This is a genomic window from Alloacidobacterium sp. (assembly GCF_035631355.1).
Lineage (GTDB): Bacteria > Acidobacteriota > Terriglobia > Terriglobales > Acidobacteriaceae > Alloacidobacterium.
In genome coordinates, this window is sequence record NZ_DASQIX010000038.1 from 1 (window position 1) to 18817 (window position 18817).

The 18817-nt window shown below is 55.2% G+C and carries 15 protein-coding genes; 9 read left to right on the top strand and 6 right to left on the bottom strand.

The window, feature by feature from the left end; all coding sequences use genetic code 11:
• The 3 genes from VEV40_RS07045 to VEV40_RS07055 all read right to left on the bottom strand — a co-directional run.
• Nucleotides 1-357 (bottom strand): biopolymer transporter ExbD (locus VEV40_RS07045; protein WP_324831156.1); only part of this gene is annotated, 357 nt, incomplete at its 3' end.
• Nucleotides 341-1123, bottom strand: a complete 783-nt coding sequence (locus VEV40_RS07050; RefSeq protein ID WP_324831157.1) for a MotA/TolQ/ExbB proton channel family protein — start codon at nt 1121-1123, stop codon at nt 341-343. The genes VEV40_RS07045 and VEV40_RS07050, both read right to left, overlap by 17 nt.
• A 104-nt stretch (nt 1124-1227) precedes the next feature.
• Nucleotides 1228-2214 carry a CsgG/HfaB family protein gene (locus VEV40_RS07055; RefSeq protein ID WP_324831158.1) on the bottom strand — a complete coding sequence of 329 codons (987 nt, stop codon included), beginning with the start codon at nt 2212-2214 and terminating at the stop codon, nt 1228-1230.
• A 172-nt stretch (nt 2215-2386) separates the two neighbouring features.
• Between VEV40_RS07055 and recN the strand changes: the two genes are divergently transcribed.
• The 6 genes from recN to VEV40_RS07085 all read left to right on the top strand — a co-directional run bounded on the left by recN (nt 2387) and on the right by VEV40_RS07085 (nt 10735).
• Complete coding sequence (gene recN, locus VEV40_RS07060; RefSeq protein ID WP_324831159.1) at nt 2387-4075, top strand: DNA repair protein RecN; 1689 nt, start codon at nt 2387-2389, stop codon at nt 4073-4075.
• A 193-nt stretch (nt 4076-4268) separates the two neighbouring features.
• A complete protein-coding gene (locus VEV40_RS07065; protein WP_324831160.1) occupies nt 4269-5828 on the top strand; it encodes an alpha/beta hydrolase in 1560 nt (519 codons plus the stop codon).
• Between the two features lie 127 nt (nt 5829-5955).
• The gene (locus VEV40_RS07070) at nt 5956-6981 is read left to right on the top strand and encodes a 4-hydroxy-3-methylbut-2-enyl diphosphate reductase (protein ID WP_324831161.1); all 1026 of its coding nucleotides are present in this window, start codon (nt 5956-5958) and stop codon (nt 6979-6981) included.
• A gap of 141 nt (nt 6982-7122) precedes the next feature.
• Nucleotides 7123-9129 carry a squalene--hopene cyclase gene (gene shc, locus VEV40_RS07075; protein WP_324831162.1) on the top strand — a complete coding sequence of 669 codons (2007 nt, stop codon included), beginning with the start codon at nt 7123-7125 and terminating at the stop codon, nt 9127-9129.
• Between the two features lie 59 nt (nt 9130-9188).
• Nucleotides 9189-10322, top strand: coding sequence for an adenosyl-hopene transferase HpnH (hpnH, locus tag VEV40_RS07080; RefSeq protein WP_324831163.1), 1134 nt, complete (start codon nt 9189-9191; stop codon nt 10320-10322).
• On the top strand, nt 10319-10735 hold the full coding sequence (locus VEV40_RS07085; RefSeq protein ID WP_324831164.1) for a hypothetical protein: 417 nt from the start codon (nt 10319-10321) through the stop codon (nt 10733-10735). Before hpnH ends, VEV40_RS07085 begins: the two co-directional genes overlap by 4 nt.
• A gap of 84 nt (nt 10736-10819) precedes the next feature.
• Here VEV40_RS07085 and VEV40_RS07090 read toward each other — a convergent pair whose 3' ends face one another.
• From VEV40_RS07090 to VEV40_RS07100, 3 genes are all read right to left on the bottom strand, one after another.
• A complete protein-coding gene (locus VEV40_RS07090) occupies nt 10820-11479 on the bottom strand; it encodes a DUF4142 domain-containing protein (protein WP_324831165.1) in 660 nt (219 codons plus the stop codon).
• A 309-nt stretch (nt 11480-11788) separates the two neighbouring features.
• A complete protein-coding gene (locus VEV40_RS07095) occupies nt 11789-12277 on the bottom strand; it encodes a hypothetical protein (RefSeq protein WP_324831166.1) in 489 nt (162 codons plus the stop codon).
• Nucleotides 12278-12529: 252 nt separating this feature from the next.
• Nucleotides 12530-14398, bottom strand: a complete 1869-nt coding sequence (locus VEV40_RS07100; RefSeq protein ID WP_324831167.1) for an amino acid transporter — start codon at nt 14396-14398, stop codon at nt 12530-12532.
• 467 nt (nt 14399-14865) lie between these two features.
• On the opposite strand from VEV40_RS07100, the gene kdgD reads away from it, so the two are divergent.
• The 3 genes from kdgD to VEV40_RS07115 are packed head-to-tail and all read left to right on the top strand — an operon-like array spanning nt 14866 to nt 18502.
• Complete coding sequence (gene kdgD, locus VEV40_RS07105; RefSeq protein ID WP_324831168.1) at nt 14866-15780, top strand: 5-dehydro-4-deoxyglucarate dehydratase; 915 nt, start codon at nt 14866-14868, stop codon at nt 15778-15780.
• Nucleotides 15781-15803: 23 nt separating this feature from the next.
• Nucleotides 15804-17156: an MFS transporter gene (locus tag VEV40_RS07110; RefSeq protein ID WP_324831169.1), complete on the top strand. Its 1353-nt coding sequence runs from the start codon at nt 15804-15806 to the stop codon at nt 17154-17156.
• Nucleotides 17157-17197: 41 nt separating this feature from the next.
• Nucleotides 17198-18502 (top strand): enolase C-terminal domain-like protein, encoded by a 1305-nt coding sequence (locus VEV40_RS07115; protein WP_324831171.1) that lies wholly within the window; start codon nt 17198-17200, stop codon nt 18500-18502.
• The last annotated feature ends 315 nt before the right edge of the window (nt 18503-18817 follow it).

The following is an 18817-nucleotide window of genomic DNA, read 5'->3' on the forward strand; positions in this document are numbered from 1 at the left end:
CGCATCCATCACGGAAGCAAATGCACCAAAGGGCACTCGCTCATCGGCCCGCAGATAAATAATCCTGTGCGCCGCATCGGTATTCGACTGCTGTAACCGCGATGGGATATCAGCAAGATTGATCGGCTGGTCACCCATAAACACACGCTGGTCTTTATCGATAGTAAGCACCGTACGCTGTTCGGTGATTTCCTTAACTGTCTTAGTCTTCGGCACCGCCACCTCAATGCCCGACTGCAGCACCGGAGCCGTCAACATAAAGATCACCAGCAGCACCAGCACCACGTCCACCAGCGGAGTAATGTTGATCTCCGCCAGTGATGTTTGCGTGTGCCCGCTTCTACTTGTGAAGGCCACGCGCTGCCTGCCTTTCCAGCGGGTCTTCGTTCTCAGCCACGGAGAACTCTTCCATGCTGTTCAGCAACTCGCGAGAGAAGTCGTCCATGCGTGAGCCGAACTCGCGGCACCGCGCCGTGAACTGGTTGTAAGCTATGACCGCCGGCACCGCAACTACCAGACCCGCAGCCGTGGTAATCAGCGCCTCGGAAACGCCGGGGGCCACAGCACGCAATGTGGCCGCGCCTGCCGTACCCAGCCCGTGGAAGGCGTCCACAATACCCATGATGGTGCCGAAGAGGCCGATAAAGGGCGAAATTGCGCCGATGGTCGCCAGCCAGGTCAGCCGCTGTTCGAGGACTGTCAGCGCTTCGCTGGAAGCTGTCTGCGCCGCACGCTCGAGAGCGGTAATGTTCTTCGGAGGCCCGTATCCGCCCGTCTGCCGACGGTAGGTCTCATAGACTTCGTCAAACACATTCACCAACGGAGAGGGCTTGAACTGCTCGCTGACAGCGGCAATCTCCTGCAGCCGATTTGCCTTGCGAAACGCGCGCAAAAAGCGGTTGCTCTGCGTCCGTGCCCGCTTAAAAGATCCCCACTTGCCAAGGATGATGGCCCATGAATAAAGACTGGCAATCAATAGCAGCAGGAGCACGGCAATAGCCACTGGGCCGCTGTTCTGAAGCATTTCGACAATCGCGCTGCCGCTGGGAGGCGCAGGAGGCGCGCCCGCATCAGGCCCCGCCTGAAAGAAAAGAAAAGCAAATGCAAACAAAAAGTGTGTCATCGCCTATTTATTAACGTTAGCAGACGCGAAAGGTCACAACCAAGTTGCCCGTCAAGGTGGGGATTGAAAAGATTACGTCTGCAAAATCTTTAGATGACAGATCTTCAGTTTGCAGTTGAAGACGCGTGTTGCGCGCTTCTCACGTGATCGCCTTCCTTGACCGGCTGTGAGCCGGTATATGTGGCGATGGACGAAATATCGTTTACCGACGTCAGGATGGCCTCTCCGATCAGCGTGTCGTCGTGAACCAGCACTTTCCCAGTATCCGGGTCGGAGATGACCTTGCCAATGCGCCAAACCTGCAAATGATCGCCGACCTTTAACCCGCGCTGTACACCGACATTCAACACCAGGTTGCCTGAAGCCTCAATCCCAGCCACCACGCCGTCAACAGAATTCTGACGCGCTGGCACTTTCGCCAGGTTTTGTTCCACCTGTGCCGCAAGATTGGCGACCGCCTTATCAAGCGCCTCATGTGCGGTCTCGCCCAGCGCGCCACCCTGTGAACCACCCATCATGGTCGCCATATATTCGGTGTTGGAGCCTTTTACGCCCTTGTGCGCAGAATCCCCGGCGGCCTGTGCTACGGCAAGCACTTCGGCTGTTTCAGAACTTACGATGCGGGCGCTGATCTGGACCGAAGCGCTCACGTCGTACTTGGGCGCAGTCACACCCACGACCGGATACGCGTGCCGCCCCCGCATCTTATCGTTGTAGTCGTAACGTGTAATGCTGCCCAGGATAATGGCGTCCACGCCCAGAATTCTGCCCAGCTTTGCGGCGGTCACCGGATCAGCGCGGTTGCTGTTTGAAAAGTCCTGCTCAGAGAGCAGTTTGTCCAGCGCCGTACGCTCAATCACGCTGCACCCGCCGTCCTGCACCAGACGATTGACCAACAAATCGGCGGCCGTTTTTCCCAGGTTCGTGCCATATGTAATGTTCGTTCCAACCACACCGATACTAGTCGTGCTGACTGCCGCATTATCGAAATCCAGAACAGCAACTCGCTTTTTAGCAGGTGTGTCTTCAGCGAAAGCCGCTGCGACCAGGGCAGCGCTGATGATGAATATCAATGTAGAACGGAACCGCATCCCCCCGATCCTCCAGGTGGCTAACCATAGTAACGCTTGCCAAGAGAAAAGACCCGGAATTCTCGCGGTCCCACCCTTGAAATAGTGCAGGCGGAGGACAAATGGTTTCGTCATGTTGCGGTGCACCGAGAACGTATCGCCGAACGCCCTTCCTTGATATGCTGCGTTCGAGATGCTGCTCGAACTCCGCGCGGAAAACTACGCTGTCATTGACCACGCCATTGCCATCTTCGGCCCCGGTCTCAATTTGCTTACCGGAGAAACCGGAGCAGGCAAGTCCATTCTTGTCGATGCGCTTGCGCTGCTGATGGGCGACAAAGCCTCGTCCGACGTAGTCCGTCACGGAGCAGAAAAAGCCATTGTCGCCTGTGTTTTTGAAGCCACGCCCGGAGCCGAAACGATCCTTGAAGCCAACGGAATCGACAGCGAAGGCCACGAAATCATCCTGCGGCGGGAAATCCTGTCCAATGGCAAAGGCCGCGTCTTCATCAATAACCAGCCTGCGACAGTGAGCGCACTACGTCAGCTTGCACCCGAACTCGCTCTGGTTCACGCTCAGAGCGAAACTCTTGGGGCCTTTGACCAAGCGCAGCAGCGCAGCCTGCTGGATCGCTTCGGCAACATCTCCGAAGAATCCGCCACGGCGGCGTACGAGAAATGGCGGGGGATTCAAGAGAAGCTGAACGAACTTGAACGCGATGAGCAGGACCGCCTCCGCATGGTCGATCTCTGGAGTTTTCAGCGTAAGGAAATCGAAGGCGTTAACCCCGTCGAGGGTGAAGACGGAGCTATGGAAACTGAGCGCCGGGTCCTCTCCAACGCCGAAAAACTTTACGCTGTAGCCATGAGCGCCCATGAGCTGCTTTATGAAGGGGCCAACTCTGCCGAGACCACTCTACGCGCCGCAGAAAAGCAAATTGCAGAATTGGCACACTACGACCCAAAATTCCAGGAGGCAGCGCAGCAGATAGCCTCCGTCCGCGCTTCCGTCGAAGATGTAAGCGCCACGGTTCGCGACTACGCAGAGAACATACAGGCTTCACCCGAACGCCTGGCAGAAATCGAAGACCGTCTCGCTGCACTTGACCGTCTGAAGCGCAAGTATGGCCAGACGCTCGCTGAGGTTATTGCATACGGTGAAGAGGTAGCAGCGAAGCTGAACGAAATAGAAAACCGCGACGAGATTCTGAAGACGTTGCGAGGCGACCTCAAGAGTGCAGCGGACGCCTATCGCAAAGCCGCGCAATTGCTCACTGCCGAGCGCACAGCCGCCGCGAAGAAGCTCGAAAAACTGGCAGAGACCCAGATCAACGACCTCGCCATGAAGGTCCGCTTTGCCGTAGCCGTCACGACAAACGAAGATCCAGCGCATTGGACTGCTCACGGCTGGGATATGGTCGAATGTCGCATCGCCACCAATGCGGGCGAGCCGCTGAAGTCGCTTGATGAAATCGCGTCCGGAGGCGAAATGTCCCGCGTCCTGCTGGCGCTCAAAGTCAGCGTGGAAGAAGGGGCCAACAAATCTCAGGGCAAGAAGAAGACGCAAGTTCCGCGCACGCTGGTCTTCGACGAAATCGACATCGGCATCGGAGGCCGCGCAGCCGAAGCCGTTGGCCAGAAGCTAAAGGCGCTTTCACGCGCGCAGCAGGTCTTGTGCGTTACACACCTGCCGCAGATCGCTGCCTTCGCCGACCAGCACTTCCTCATCGAGAAACGCGAACACAGCGGTCGCACGAAAACTTCTGTCCGCCTGCTTGAAAATGATGACCGGACTGAGGAAATCGCGCGCATGTTGAGCGGCGCGACTGTGACTGATACGTCGCTTAAACACGCAGAGCAGATGCTCAAAACCAGCAAATAGCTACTACCTTAGAACTGTCATCCCGAGCGGAGTGTGCGAAGCACACTCAGTCGAAGGACCTGCTTTTTCTTGGCTCAGGTGTGCAGAATGTCCTCTACCTCGCCAGCGTGGGATTAGGGAATAAATCCTTACTCAGGCTCTCCATCAAAAGCATGAGGACATTGTGTAAGTTCACCTGCTACACTCCATCCCCATGCGCGCCCGTAAGGCCTACCTGCCTCTTCTCTCTCTTGCCCTCTTCGCAGCAACAGCGCTCGCCCAGCAACCACAGCATCTTTTTTTTCAAGTCACTCTCGGGCCTGAGATCGCGTCACCGGCATCGGGCCGGTTGCTCATCTTCCTCGAACAAGGAAGCGGCGCGAAAGAAGTGGACACCAATCCCTTCCAGCCCAGCCAGGTCTATGTTGCTGCCAAAGAAGTGCCATATATCAAGCCCGGCGAAGCTGTGGACATCGACACGGACGACATCGCTTTCCCCGCAGTGTTCTCCAGCCTTAAACCCGGCGACTATCAGGCGCAGGCCGTTCTCGACGTCAATCATTCCTACAACTATGGAGGCCGCGCCGAAGGCGATCTGATCAGCGATGTCGTCGCTCTCAAGGCATGGACGCCGGGTGAGGGAAGCGAGCCGTCGTTTGTGCTTTCGGGCAAAGTGCCTGCGCCGCAGCCGCGCAAGCTTCCGCTCACTCCAGATGTGCAGAAAGCAGCCGACGTGCACACGGAACTCGCCGACTTCACCAGCCCACTGCTGACCAAGTTCTCAGGCCGCGAGACCCATATCCGCGCCTGGGTGATTTTGCCACCCGGATACACAGAGCATCCGAAAGACAAGTATCCGACCGTCTACTGGACGCACGGTTTTGGTGGCAATCTTCCTTCCGCGAAATTCTTAGGCCAGATGCTATACACGCGCATGGCGGAAGGCAAAATGCCGCCGATGATCTGGGTGATGCTCGATGAGTCAATTCCGACCGGCACGCATGAATTCGCTGACTCGGTCAACAACGGCCCCTGGGGCGCTGCGCTCACGGCTGAATTCATACCGTGGCTTGAATCAAAGTACCGCATGGATGCGAAAGCCAGCGGCCGCTTCCTGCAGGGGCATTCATCCGGTGGATGGGCTACGCTTCAGCTTCAGGTCAACTATCCGAAGATATTCGGCGGCACATGGTCCACATCGCCCGATCCCAGCGATTTCCATGACTTCACCGGAATCGACCTATACGCTCCGCATGCCAACATGTACCGGAAGCCGGACGGCAGCGCCTACCCCATCGTGCGCGATCATGAGAAAGTCCTCGGTACCATGGAAGAATTCGCGAAGGAGGAGCGCGTCCTGGGCGCCTACGGTGGCCAACTGGCGTCGTTCGAGTGGGTTTTTTCACCGCGCGGCGCTGACGGGCGTCCGCTTAGGATGTTCAACCGTGACACCGGTGATGTCGATCCGGCAGTCGTGGCTTATTGGCGCGATCACTACGACCTCGCTCATATTGTGGCCAGTGATTGGGCTGCGCGTGGCAAAGACCTGAAAGGGAAAGTCCACGTTATTGTGGGTACAGCGGACACGTTCTATCTCGATGGTGCTGCGCATAAATTTGAAGCTGTCTTAAAGGGGCTCAACGCAGATCCGCACTTCACCTATATCGACAACCGGACACATTTCGATCTCTACAAAGTAGGCGATGACCGCATGGCGCTGTTCGACAAGATCGCTGCCGAGATGTACGCCGTAGCCAAGCCGGAGAAGAAGTAGCACGAAAAGTGTGTTCGTTTCTCTGCTAACGGTTGGCACTGTGACTCTGCAAGAGGCCGAATCCACAGCGTCACCTTGGCCGGTTATGACCTATCCCCACCCTCCCTAACACGGTATACTTATAGATGTGACAGCGACCACACTTGACCCCTTTACTGCCGGGCCTACTGACAACTCCGTATCCGCGGCCAAGCGCGTACTCCTGCTCAAGCCTCGCGGCTTCTGCGCGGGTGTGGTTCGCGCAATCGACATCGTCAGGATTGCCTTGGAGACCTTCGGCGCGCCGATTTATGTCCGTAAAGAAATCGTACACAACCGTTTCGTAGTCAATGAGTTAGCGGGAAAAGGCGCTATCTTCGTCGACGAGATCGACCAGGTGCCCGAGGGGATGCGCGTGATTTACAGCGCACATGGGGTATCGCCCGCTGTCCGTCAGCGCAGCAAGGACTTGAAACTCAAGGTCATCGACGCTACCTGTCCGCTGGTGACCAAGGTCCACGTCGAGGCGGTAAAGTTTGCGAAACAGGGCTACTCGCTTGTCTTGGTTGGACACCGCGATCATGATGAAATTGAAGGCACTTTCGGCGAGGCGCCGGAAGTGACGCAGATCGTTTCCAACGCTGCGGAAGTAAAGAGCCTCGAAATACCTGATCCGGATCACGTTGCCTATCTCACGCAGACTACGCTTTCACTCGACGAAGCGCGCGACATCATCCATGCTCTCAAGGAGAAGTTCCCCAACATTGTGGGCCCGCATTCGCAGGACATCTGCTACGCAACCGAGAACCGCCAGACGGCGGTCAAGAATGTCGCGCACAACGCGGATCTGGTTCTTGTCGTCGGCTCGAACAACAGCTCCAACTCGAACCGTTTAGTGGAGGTTTCACGCAACCTGGGGACAAAGGGCTATCTGATTGATAACTCCGAGGCTATCGATTCCGCATGGTTGGAAGATGTCTCGACCGTGGCCATTACCGCCGGTGCGTCCGCCCCGGAAATCCTTGTGGAAGACGTCGTAAATTATTTGCGTCAAAAAGGTTTTGCCGGCGTCGAAGAGGTAGAAGTAATGCCTGAGAATGTGCGCTTCGGCCTGCCGCCGGAAATTGTTCAGGCCATTGCCTCCGCGCCTGTGCCGGCTCCCGCATCTGTATAAGTAGAGGGTTTGATGAGGATTTATGGCAAAGGGCCGAAATTTGTGTCCTCGGCTCCTGCGGCCCGATTTTTTTGAAAGAATGATTGCTTTTCGCCGTGATTCGAGTTCCACTGCGAAAAATACCCAGTTTTTAGCGACAGCATGAGCACATCAGGAACAGCACAACACGGTGGCACCAAATTCGGCAGAATCGATGCTGCACTCGAATCCGTCGAAGCCGCTATCAAACGTTCCCGCGATTACATCTTCTCTGTTCAGCACACCGACGGCTATTGGTGCGGCGAGCTCGAAGCCGACGCAATGCTCGAGGCCGATTACATCTTCGTACATCGCTTTCTCGGCACTGGCGACGAAGAGAAAATGGGCCGGGCTCTTACAGAAATGCTCCGCTTCCAGAATGATGACGGCAGTTGGAGCATTTATCCCGGCGGCCCCGGCAACATCAGCCTCTCGGTAAAGTGCTATTTCGCATGCAAGCTCATGGGCTGGATGCCTGACCATCCCGTTCTGGTCAAGGCGCGTGAATGGATTCTCGCCCATGGCGGCGTGGTTCGCTGCAACACCTTCACCAAGATTTATCTCTGCGCCCTCGGCCAGTATGAATACGACGCCGTCCCGGCGGTTCCGCCGGAGATTGTGCTCTTTCCCAAGTGGTTTTACTTTAATATCTACGAAATTTCATCCTGGTCGCGCGCCATTCTTGTGCCGCTCTCGATCGCATATGCGAAGAAGCCTTTCAAGAAGATTCCGCCGGAGCAGAGTATCGATGAGCTTTTCGTAGGCGGGCGCGAGAACGCGAACCTGCACCTGAAGTGGGACCGCGAGAAATGGATCAGTTGGCGCAACTTCTTTCTCATGTGGGACCGAATCGCGCATTGGGCTGAACGCGTCCATATTCGTCCTCTGCGCGCCATCGCTCTCAAAAAAGCGGAAAAGTGGATGCTTGAACGTTTCGAGATGTCCGACGGCCTTGGCGCCATCTATCCGGCTATGCTCAATGCCATTGTCGCGCTGCGCTGCCTCGGTTACTCGCTGGATGATCCTCAGGTCATCCGTGCCATCGATGAGTTTGAAAAACTTGGAATCGATGAGCCTAATGGCAATGCTGTCTGCCCTGAGCCGACTTTCCGTATGCAGCCATGCATGCCTCCGGTATGGGACACAGCGCAGGCTGTCTATGCTCTCGGCGAGGCCGGGGCTGACCGCGACGATCCGCGCATGTTGAAGGCCACCGACTGGATGCTGGCAAAGGAAGTCCGCCACAAGGGCGATTGGGCCATGAAGGTGCGCAATGCTGAACCCGGGGGATGGTACTTCGAGTTCAACAATGAGTTCTACCCTGATGTAGACGACACCGCGCAGGTCCTGCTCGCGCTGAACAAGGTCGATAACCCACGGGAGCGGTATCAACACGATGTCTGCCTACGCGCTATCGACTGGGTCTTCGCCATGCAGTGCAGGAACGGCGGCTGGGCCAGCTTCGATAAAGACAACACGAAGATGATTTTCCAGCACATCCCGTTTGCTGACCATAACGCAATGCTGGACCCGCCGACCGTTGACATCACTGGTCGCATACTGGAGATGCTGGCTATATACGGCTACACGCGTAAAGACAAGCGCGTCGAAAAGGCCATCAAGTTCATCTATGACGAGCAGGAGCCGGACGGCAGCTGGTTCGGGCGCTGGGGTGTCAACTACCTTTACGGAACATTCCTCGTTCTGCGCGGCCTCGAAGCTATCGGCGTCTGGAACCACGAGCCGCAGATCCAGCAGGCAGCGGAATGGATTCGCATGGTGCAGAATTCCGACGGTGGATGGGGCGAAAGCTGCGGAAGCTATGATGATCCGACCACGCGTGGGGTAGGCGTCAGCACACCGTCACAGACGGCATGGGCGATCCTCGGACTGCTCGCAGCCGGCGACACGCGCAGCGACAGCGTTGCCAAAGGCGTGCGCTGGCTGCTCGAACACCAGCTGAAAGACGGCAACTGGGACGAGAGTATTGGCACGGGAGCATGCCGTCAGGCCATCTACACTGGCACCGGCTTTCCGCGAGTTTTTTACCTCGCATATCACGAGTACCGGAATTACTTCCCGCTGCTCGCGCTCACAAATTACAAACGCGCCATGGAGCGCGGCGCATAATAGACAAAGAACAAAGGGTAGTCAGGCCCGGGCATTCGCCATGCCCCTCAAGGAGGAAAATGGCTGTACCAGTTTCGCAGGCATGGACAGTTGCCACCTACGTCCTTAGGCAGAAGATCAAGGGGCGCAAGCGCTTTCCGCTCGTCACCATGCTTGAGCCGCTCTTTCGCTGCAATCTGGCCTGCGCCGGATGCGGCAAGATCCAATATCCGGCGCACATCCTCAAGCAGGACCTGACGCCGGAAGAGTGCTTCCGCGCCGTGGAAGAATCCGGGACGCCGATGGTCTCAATCCCCGGCGGCGAGCCTCTCCTGCATCCGCAGATCGACAAGATTGTTCAGGGCTTGGTCCAGCGCAAGAAGTACGTCTATATGTGCACGAACGCGCTGCTTCTTAAAGAAAAACTTCATCTATTTAAGCCGAGCAAATACTTGTCCTTCTCCGTCCATCTCGACGGTCAGCGTGAGCACCACGACTTTTCCGTTTGCCGCGAAGGCGGATACGACATCGCCCTTGAAGGCATCAAGGCCGCGGTTGCTGCAGGCTTCCGCGTCACTACCAATACCACGCTCTTTGACGGTGCTGATCCGAACTCCGTTCGTGCATTCTTCGACGAGCTGATGGAAGTCGGCGTCGAAGGCATGATGGTCGCGCCTGGCTACACCTATGAAAAGGCCCCCGACCAGAAGCACTTCCTGGGACGCGCCCGCTCGCGCCGCCTCTTCCGCGCTATCTTGTCGAATCGCAAGAAGACCTGGAAGTTCAACGCCTCACCCATGTACATGGAATTCCTGATGGGCAAGCGCGAATTTGCCTGCACTCCCTGGGGCATGCCCGCCTACAGCATCTTCGGCTGGCAAAAGCCCTGCTACCTGTTGCAGGACGGTTATGCCGACACCTTCCAGGAACTGATCGACACGACCGACTGGTCGAACTACGGAACAGAGAGTGGAAATCCGAAGTGCGCCAACTGCATGGTGCATTCCGGATACGAGGCGTCCGGCGTCTACTATACTTTCGGTTCATTGCGCGGCCTGCTCGACACCGCCATGGCTGTATTCTTCGATAAATATGAAGATCGTGGCGCGCTCGATCTGCTCAACGAGCCGGTCAACCCCGTGCACAGCTTCAATCCGCTGATCCAGATTGAAACCAAAGTCAATGTCGTCGAGGCGCAGAGGACCACCGCATGAGCCAACCGGCCCACACAAGTCCTGACGAACTCGAAGTAGCTGAAGGCCGCGAGCGCGAACAACTCGAAGGCTGGATTCCACCTCTCGCGAGTGATGCAGAAATACACCAGGCATTTGAGAAGGCCTTCGACTATCGCGGCGACGTGACCCTTACGCTCAAAGACGGCCGCCAGATCAACGGCTACGTTTTTGACCGCCGCAGCGGCAAGACGCTCGCCGACTCGGCTGTCCGTATTATCCCGGCCAATGAACGCACGAAGTTGACCATTTCTTACTCCGATATTGCAGCCCTCGCTTTCAGCGGACGCGACACTGCTGCTGGAAAAACCTTTGAAGCATGGGTCAAAAAATACTGGGAAAAGAAAATGGCGGGCGAAAAGGGAATCGCCATCGAGCCGGAAAAACTGGATTAGCACACTTCACATCAAGAGTGCGTGGATTACAAAAATAAGGGCGCCGACGATGGCGCCCTTTCTCTTTCCTGCTAAGTACTGCAATTACTGTGAAGCTGAAGCTTTCGTCTTGCCTTCGGTTGATACATTGTGGCTCTGGGCGATCTGCTGAATCATCTCCAAATGCTGTGAGATCACCTGTGCGCCTTGCTGCGCGGCCTGCCTCAGGTTTGGATTCCGAGTCGAATCCGCTTCCTCCTTAAACTCGCTTAGATCTTTCTTGTGGTCTTTCACCATGGCTTGAATATAAGCATCGTCAAATTGCGGACCGGTCAGCCCCTGTAGCTTCGCTACTAACTGCTTGTCTTTCTTCGATAATCCTTTCGGCTCTTTCACTCCAAGCTGCTGCGCAATTGGCTTCATCTGGTCGCCCAGTTGCGTGTGGTCCTGCACCATCTTCTGTCCAAAATCTTTCACATCGCTACTTTGCGACTTCTGTTGCGCCATCTGTCCCAGCTGAACCTCTGCATCGCCACCTTCCAGCGCTTTGCTTACAAACGCCTGATCAGACATGTTTTGCTGCGTATTCGCTGAGTTCGCATCCGGCATAGCCCCCATTGTCGATTGCTGCTCCTGAGGGGTTGTCTGAGGCCTCTGCTGCTGAGGCATGGATGATCCCGCAGGAGCCTGTGCGGCAGCCATCGCCGTCGCCAGGAGCACTGACGCCGAACAAAGCAGAATCTTGTTGCCTATATGCTTCGTCATTATTTCGCTTCCTCCTTTCTTCAGAAGTCCGGGTTAGAGGGAATATATTTAGAATCGCAGTCGGCCATGCACATATTCATTGGAATGCGCCCCGCACCCCTGCGAGTTGCTTATTTGTTGGGCGAATGGGTTCCCGCTGATTGATGCGGCGAAGTAGAGAGAAAGACAGGAATGAAGGGTTGAGGTAAATCGAAAATTTTGGTGGCGAGCGCGTTTATCTTCCTGTTGATACCACAAAGCTATCTATTTAATTGAATTAAGGTAATTACCTCCAGAGCAGATAGCACGACTTTTGGAGCATTTTGTCTTTCATACGCCGTTTGCCTGATTCCACTCAAGAATGTTCAACATACGCTCTACCACGTATTCTGCGGTTTTCCGCGGGTCCATGGGATTCCCACTCCTCTGGATGTCTTGAATGGCTATCTGGGCATCGGACAAGGCAGTGAAATTCAAATAGTAGATGCCTGCGTTCAGGACACTACAGCGGATTCGGTCACCGTCCAGAATCAGATCGGTGCGCGTAGACGCGGACGGCGACCCGACATCCCGCAGAGAAACACGCACAATCTGCTCGCCGAATGGACTGATTGAGCCTGTGAAATTGATTTCGTGCAGAGCGGTTACTACCCATTCCAGTTCCTGAAGCAGTAGTTTCCAGAATTCAGTCTTTTGGTAGCGGGCAACAGGATCAGCACTCTGAGATCGATGCCGCTTCTTCTCTGAAGACAGTTCCGCACGTCTCCTTAGCTCTTTCCGTTTCTGTATAAATTCCGACTGCATTTTCTTGATATCCATCAAGTCACCGAATCCTGACATCTTAAACCCAAGGTGGCCAGTTTAGATCCCTGCGCTTCCTGCATCGAGTCGACAATTTTTGAGGCGAACATAAAAGGATACTCAAATAGGAAGACGCCTGCAGAGAGACAAACGTGCGGAGTGAGTCAGAGATATAAACACTGTGGGGAAAAAGGCATCCTCTCCCCGTCACACTGTTTTGTTTGCGGTTCGGAAGGGAAGTGCGCCCAACCGCGGGCTGTACTCCAACTGCTAGCTCACGTGAACAATCGGACGCCTCTCAGGCTCGGAAACCGCGCGGCGAAGCACCTCGTGGGTCAAAGGCGCTGTGTCGCCCTCGCCCAGAAAGATGAAGCGGAAGATATTTGTCACCGGGTTGCCTTCCCTCCAACTGAAGTAAGCATGGGGAACTTGTCCGGTTCGGTTCTCCAGCTCAATCAACAGGGCAGCTATCGAATTTGCAACAACCGGGCTGGTGGCGTAGAGAACCCGGTGGCGGCCCTCTTTCCTTCCGTGGACAGTCAGCGTCGTCTCAAATTTAGATGCATCGCTCTTCTCCACAAGGAAAAAGAAGAGACATTCCTCCGGGCTGAGATTGTGCTGACTCCGTACTTCCGCGTCGGCTGTATCGAATGCCCCGGACGGGATATTCATGGGATTTTTGGCAACGATCCGAATTATTCCATCGGGATCCTCTGAGATCATTTCGATCGCTGCCTCGTCAAGATGAATTCCCGTGATGCGCAGCTCCGTCGAGCGGACGGCTCGCGAGATCATTGAGACGAAGATGATCGAGGCAATAAAGAACGACGCAATCTTGACGCCCTCGGGACGCTCGCCCATATTCAGTAAAGTCGTATAGACGAAGAGCAATGCAATAAACCCAAACGGCCATCGAAGCCAGCTTCTCCATACAGCGATCGCAACGGCGAATGCAGCTGAAGTGATCAGAACCAGCACTCCAGTTGCATATGCGCTGCCCTGCGCATCAACGCTCGCATCGAAGATCCAGGTGACGGCGAATGCCACGCCGGTAAAGACCAGCACCAGCGGACGTGAGGCCAGCGCCCACTCCGGAGCCATGCCAAAGCCTGGCAGATAGCGTGGAATCAGATTCAACAATCCCGCCATTGCTGACGCGCCCGCGAACGCCAGGATCAGAATTGTGCTGATATCGTAGAGCGATCCGAAGGCGTTTCCCATGTATTCATGAGCAAGATAGGACATCGCGCGCCCGTTGGCCGGCCCATGCTCACGGAACGCCTCAGCCGGAATCAACAACGTGGACACAATGCTGGTGGCCATCAGGAAGACGCTCATGATGACCGCCGCGGTAACTAAAAGCTTCCGTGTGTTCCGGATGCGATCTTTCAGGTCCATACCCTTTACGAGGGGCATCACGGCAACGCCTGTCTCGAAACCGGAAAGGCCCAGCGCCAACTTCGGAAACAGGATCAGCGAAATGCCCACTATCGCCAGCGGATTGCTATGACTACTGAGAAGCGCATGACTCCAGCCGGAGATCAACTCAGGATGTTCGAACAGGTGCCAGAGGGCGACCGTAACGGCGACCGCGTTCAGGACCAGGTATGTACCCACCAGCACGACCGCAATCCCGATAGCCTCTCTAAAGCCCATCAAAAACACCACGCCTAACAATCCCAGGATGACTAACGTCACTCCCATCTCGTTGTGCATTCCTGGCGGAGTTAATGGGTTGTGTATAAAATGGGTAGCCGCATCAGCCGCCGAAAGCGTCATCGTGATGACAAAGTCGGTCGCCGCAAACCCCAGCAGAATAAGCACTACGCTCTTGCCCTTCCAGCGTGAAAACAGACCCTCCAACATGTGAATACTGCCCTGGCCGTTCGGACTGGCTTCGGCAACCCGGCAATAAACCGGGAGCGCACCAAGCAAGGTGACCAGCACGAGAACGAAAGTTGCTATCGGCGATAGTATGCCCGCCGCCAGGAATGCAATACCAGGCTGATAACCAAGCGTCGAAAAGTAATCCACTCCGGTGAGACACATCACACACCACCACGGATGCTCGGGCTCATGTGTACTCTGGGCCTCGTGACGCGCCAGGATATCCTTCAGCAGCCAGTTCTTGAAATTCATAATCGAGCCATATCCAGGGCGCCGGAATGATCCAGGTCAAACCTAACCTGGCGAGGTAAAAGTGAAGTGCAGGCGGCCAAAATCGGAATATTAAAGCCAATATAGAACTTAGACTTCATGACGCCTCCTCCTCTCCGTATCTAACACTGGAAACAGGAATGATTTGAGCGGAATTTATCTCCCGAGTAGGAGTATAAAGTCTGCACCAATCTTTCAACGTTCGCGAGTATTGCGCATCTGTAAGGACTGACAGGATCGATTCTTCGCTGAAGTGGTCAAATTTTCGGTTGGCGAAACCTGCAGATTGATTGCTGTATTTTGTCTGCTTTGGGCCGCGATGTCCCGCAACCCGGTACAAAGTCGACGATAAATTCAGCACAGCGGGTTGACTGCTCGTTGTTGCTGCAGTACTTCGCTATTATTCTTGCTGCAACTGATCCTTTGCGGTCACGCAGGAAATTGAGCAAATGAGCAGAATGAGTCCACGCGAGCTTGGGACGGAGATGGGCAAAGGCCTTCTTTCATTTCCCGTAACGCACTTTGATGGACAGTTTAAGTTCGACGAGAAACGGTATCGCGAGCACATTGCATGGCTGCTTGACTATCGACCCGCGGGACTGTTCTCCGCGGGCGGCACGGGGGAATTTTTTTCTCTGGCTCTCGATGAGTTTTCCGCAGTAGTTTCCGCTGCTGTTAAAGAGACTGCCGGCAAAGTACCGGTCCTCGCAGGGTGCGGATACGGAACTGCGATGGCGAAGCAGTTTGCCAACGCCGCAGAGAGTGCGGGCGCCGATGGAATTCTGCTTCTGCCGCCATATCTTGTGAATACTGAAGCCGCTGGACTCGTCGCACATGCCGAAGCAGTATGCGCTTCGACGAAGCTGGGAGTGATTTATTACAACCGCGACAATGCCATTCTTAAGGAAGCGATGCTCAAACAGTTGTGCGAGAGGTGCCCGAACCTGATCGGATTCAAGGATGGTGTCGGCGATATTGAATTGATGACCCGTATTTACGCCCAGCTCGGCAATCGGCTGACCTATATTGGAGGTCTTCCTACGGCGGAGACGTTTGCGCTGCCGTATCTCGAAATGGGAGTCACCACCTATTCTTCGGCGATCTTCAACTTCCTGCCGGACTTTGCGCGGGACTTTTATGAGGCTGTGCGGAAACACGATCGCGAATACGTCTTCGCGCGACTGCGAGAGTTTGTTCTCCCTTACATTGCCATTCGCAATCGCCGAAAAGGCTATGCCGTGTCCATCGTGAAAGCAGGAATGAAAGCAATCGGGCGTTCCGCCGGTCCTGTTCGCCCACCGCTGACTGACCTTGACGCGAATGAGTTCAATGAACTGAAGATGCTCATCGCGGGCCTCTCCTGATGACGGATCGTTCTGGCTACGGAATGAGCTCCTCTTATAAACCAGACAAGCAGACCCATGTGCGCTATCTGATAGTGCTGATGCTCTTTGCCGCGAGCGCCTTAAGCTATGGAGACCGGGTGGTTCTCTCTATCACAGGGATTGCCATGGCAAGAGACATTCACATGGGTGCATTGCGCCTGGGGTATCTTTTCTCCGGCTTTAGCTGGGCCTACGTGGCTGGCCAATTGCCTGCCGGTGGGCTGCTGGATTCCTTCGGGTCAAAGCGAGTGTACGGAGTCAGCATTGTCTGCTGGTCGATCTGTGGGGCCCTGGTAGGCTTCGCCGGGTATCTGCCTGCGGCCTTCGCATTCATCGTGATACTCGGCTTGAGGCTTGTGTCCGGGCTGGCGCAATCGCCGGTCTTTCCTGGAAATGGGCGTATTGTGGCTGCGTGGTTTCCCGCAGCAGAACGCGGCACGGCTTCGGCGATCTTTAACTCATCGCAATATTTCGCACTGGTGTTATTCGCGCCAATCATCGGCTGGATCACGCACGCACGCGGATGGAAGGATTGCTTCTGGTTTCTATGCGTCGTCGGATTTGTACTTTCCTGCATCTGGTTCAACGTGATCTATGACGTGAAGGATCATCCGCGCATCAATCAGCGAGAAATCGACTACATTGAGCAAGGTGGGGGGCTTACAAGCACGGGCCAAAGCTATGGAGGAATAGGAAAGAGCGGTGTGCTCACCTGGTCCGCGGTGAAAATGCTCATGAGCAACCGCATGCTGGTGGGAATCTACCTTGGGCAGTACTGTATTACGACGCTTACGTGGTTTTTTCTGACGTGGTTTCCCGTCTACCTCAACCAGGCGCGGCATATGTCGATCATGAAGGTCGGCTTTGTTACTGTATTACCTGCGTTCTGCGGCTCGGTCGGCGGCGTTCTCGGCGGAGTCGTATCGGACAAGCTGCTTCGCGCAGGATACTCTCTTACCTTTTCAAGAAAGCTCCCTATCGTGACGGGGATGTTACTTTCCATTACGATGATTGCCTGCAACCATTCTCGCGCGCAGTGGCTGGTCATTCTATGGATGTCGCTGGCCTTTTTTGGTAAAGGCTTTGGGGCTTTGGGATGGACTGTAATTTCTGACACGTCACCAAAAGACATGGTTGGGCTCAACGGAGGATTGTTCAACCTTATAGGAAACCTCGCGGGCATAACTACGCCGATTGTCATCGGATATATTGTCGACCGGACGGGTTCTTTTAACGGCGCGCTTATCTTTGTGGGAGTGACTGCGTTGATGGCGATCGTAAGTTATCTGCCGATTGTGGGTGAGATCAGACGCGTGGATTTCACGTTTTCAGCGAGATCGGGCATGATGGCATGAATGAGCAGCTCAACCGTGTGAAATCGCCCAGGATCATAAGCATGCATGTCGTTCCGGTAGCTGGGCACGATAGCATGCTGCTCAACTTGAGCGGCGCCCATGCGCCATTCTTTACTCGCAACGTCATCGTTCTGACTGACAGCGCAGGAAATGTTGGAGCAGGCGAGATCCCTGGCGGAGAAAAAATCAAACAGGTGCTGGAGCAGGCGAAGCCATTTGTTATTGGAGAAACGATCGGCTCATACAACCGGATTCTGAACGAAATCAGGCAGCGGTTCGCTGATCGCGACATCCCGGGGCGCGGTGTTCAGACTTTCGATCAGCGCATTGCGGTACACGCAGTGACGGCAGTAGAGGCGGCATTGCTTGATCTTCTCGGACAATTTCTCGATCTGCCCGTTGCAGCATTGCTGGGGGAAGGGCAACAGCGATCAAGTATCGATGTGCTTGGATACCTTTTCTTCATTGGTGACCGGAGGAAAACGGATCTGCCGTATCGAAGCAATGACGATGCCTCAGATTCATGGTTGCGCCTCAGGCATGAGACGGCGCTCACGCCTGAAGCAATTCTCCAATTAGCCGAAGGAGCGCAGGCAAGATATGGTTTCCGTCATTTCAAGCTGAAAGGCGGCGTTTATGCCGGCGCTCAGGAGATGGAAGTAGTGACAGCTCTTGCAGAGCGCTTTCCGGATGCACGTATTGCGCTCGATCCGAATGGAGCATGGTCACTGGATGAAGCAGTTCGGCTGTGCACTAACCAGCAGCGCGTGATGGCTTATGTGGAAGATCCCTGCGGGGCAGAGCGAGGCTATTCCGGGCGCGAGATTATGGCAGAGTTTCGGCGCGCGACCAACTTGCCGGTTGCTACAAACATGATTGCGACAGACTGGCGAGAACTGAGACATGCGGTACATCTGGGGGCAGTCGATATTCCGCTTGCCGATCCTCATTTCTGGACAATGCAGGGATCAGTCCGGGTTGCGCAATTGTGCCGCGACTGGGGTTTGACCTGGGGATCGCATTCCAACAATCACTTCGATATCTCGCTGGCTATGTTCACGCATGTGGCTGCTGCCGCTCCGGGAAATATAACTGCCGTCGATACACATTGGATCTGGCAGGATGGCCAGCGACTGACCAGGGAACCGCTCAAGATAAAAGATGGCAGGTTGACAGTGCCGGATAAACCAGGTCTCGGCATAGAGATCGACATGGATCAGCTCGAACAGGCGCACCGTTTATATCTGCAACTTGCTCCAGGTGAGCGTGACGACGCAGCGGCGATGCAATATCTCATTGCCAACTGGAGATTTAATCCCAAGAGACCTTGCCTCGTAGTTGACTAATAACTGATTCGTTCTGATTTCTGCACACAGCAGGTTAGCTCTGCGGCAAGATCCTGCTGCGGAAGCCGATCTCGCCTTGCCCGCAGATGAAGATCATCCACTTTGCTTCTTTGCTCCCAGTGCTACCTTTCTCTCTAAGTAACTAACTTCCCATCACTTAGCGCACTTTGCTCCGTTTGCTCAAGAACAAGTACAGGCGTGTCTTCGAGCAACGACTGTGTCCGCAGGCAGTGCGAACATCAAGGCATGGTGAGGGACGGTGCTCACCTCCAGTCCGGGACCCCGAAGCGCATCGGGTCCGGAAGCTACCTCGAT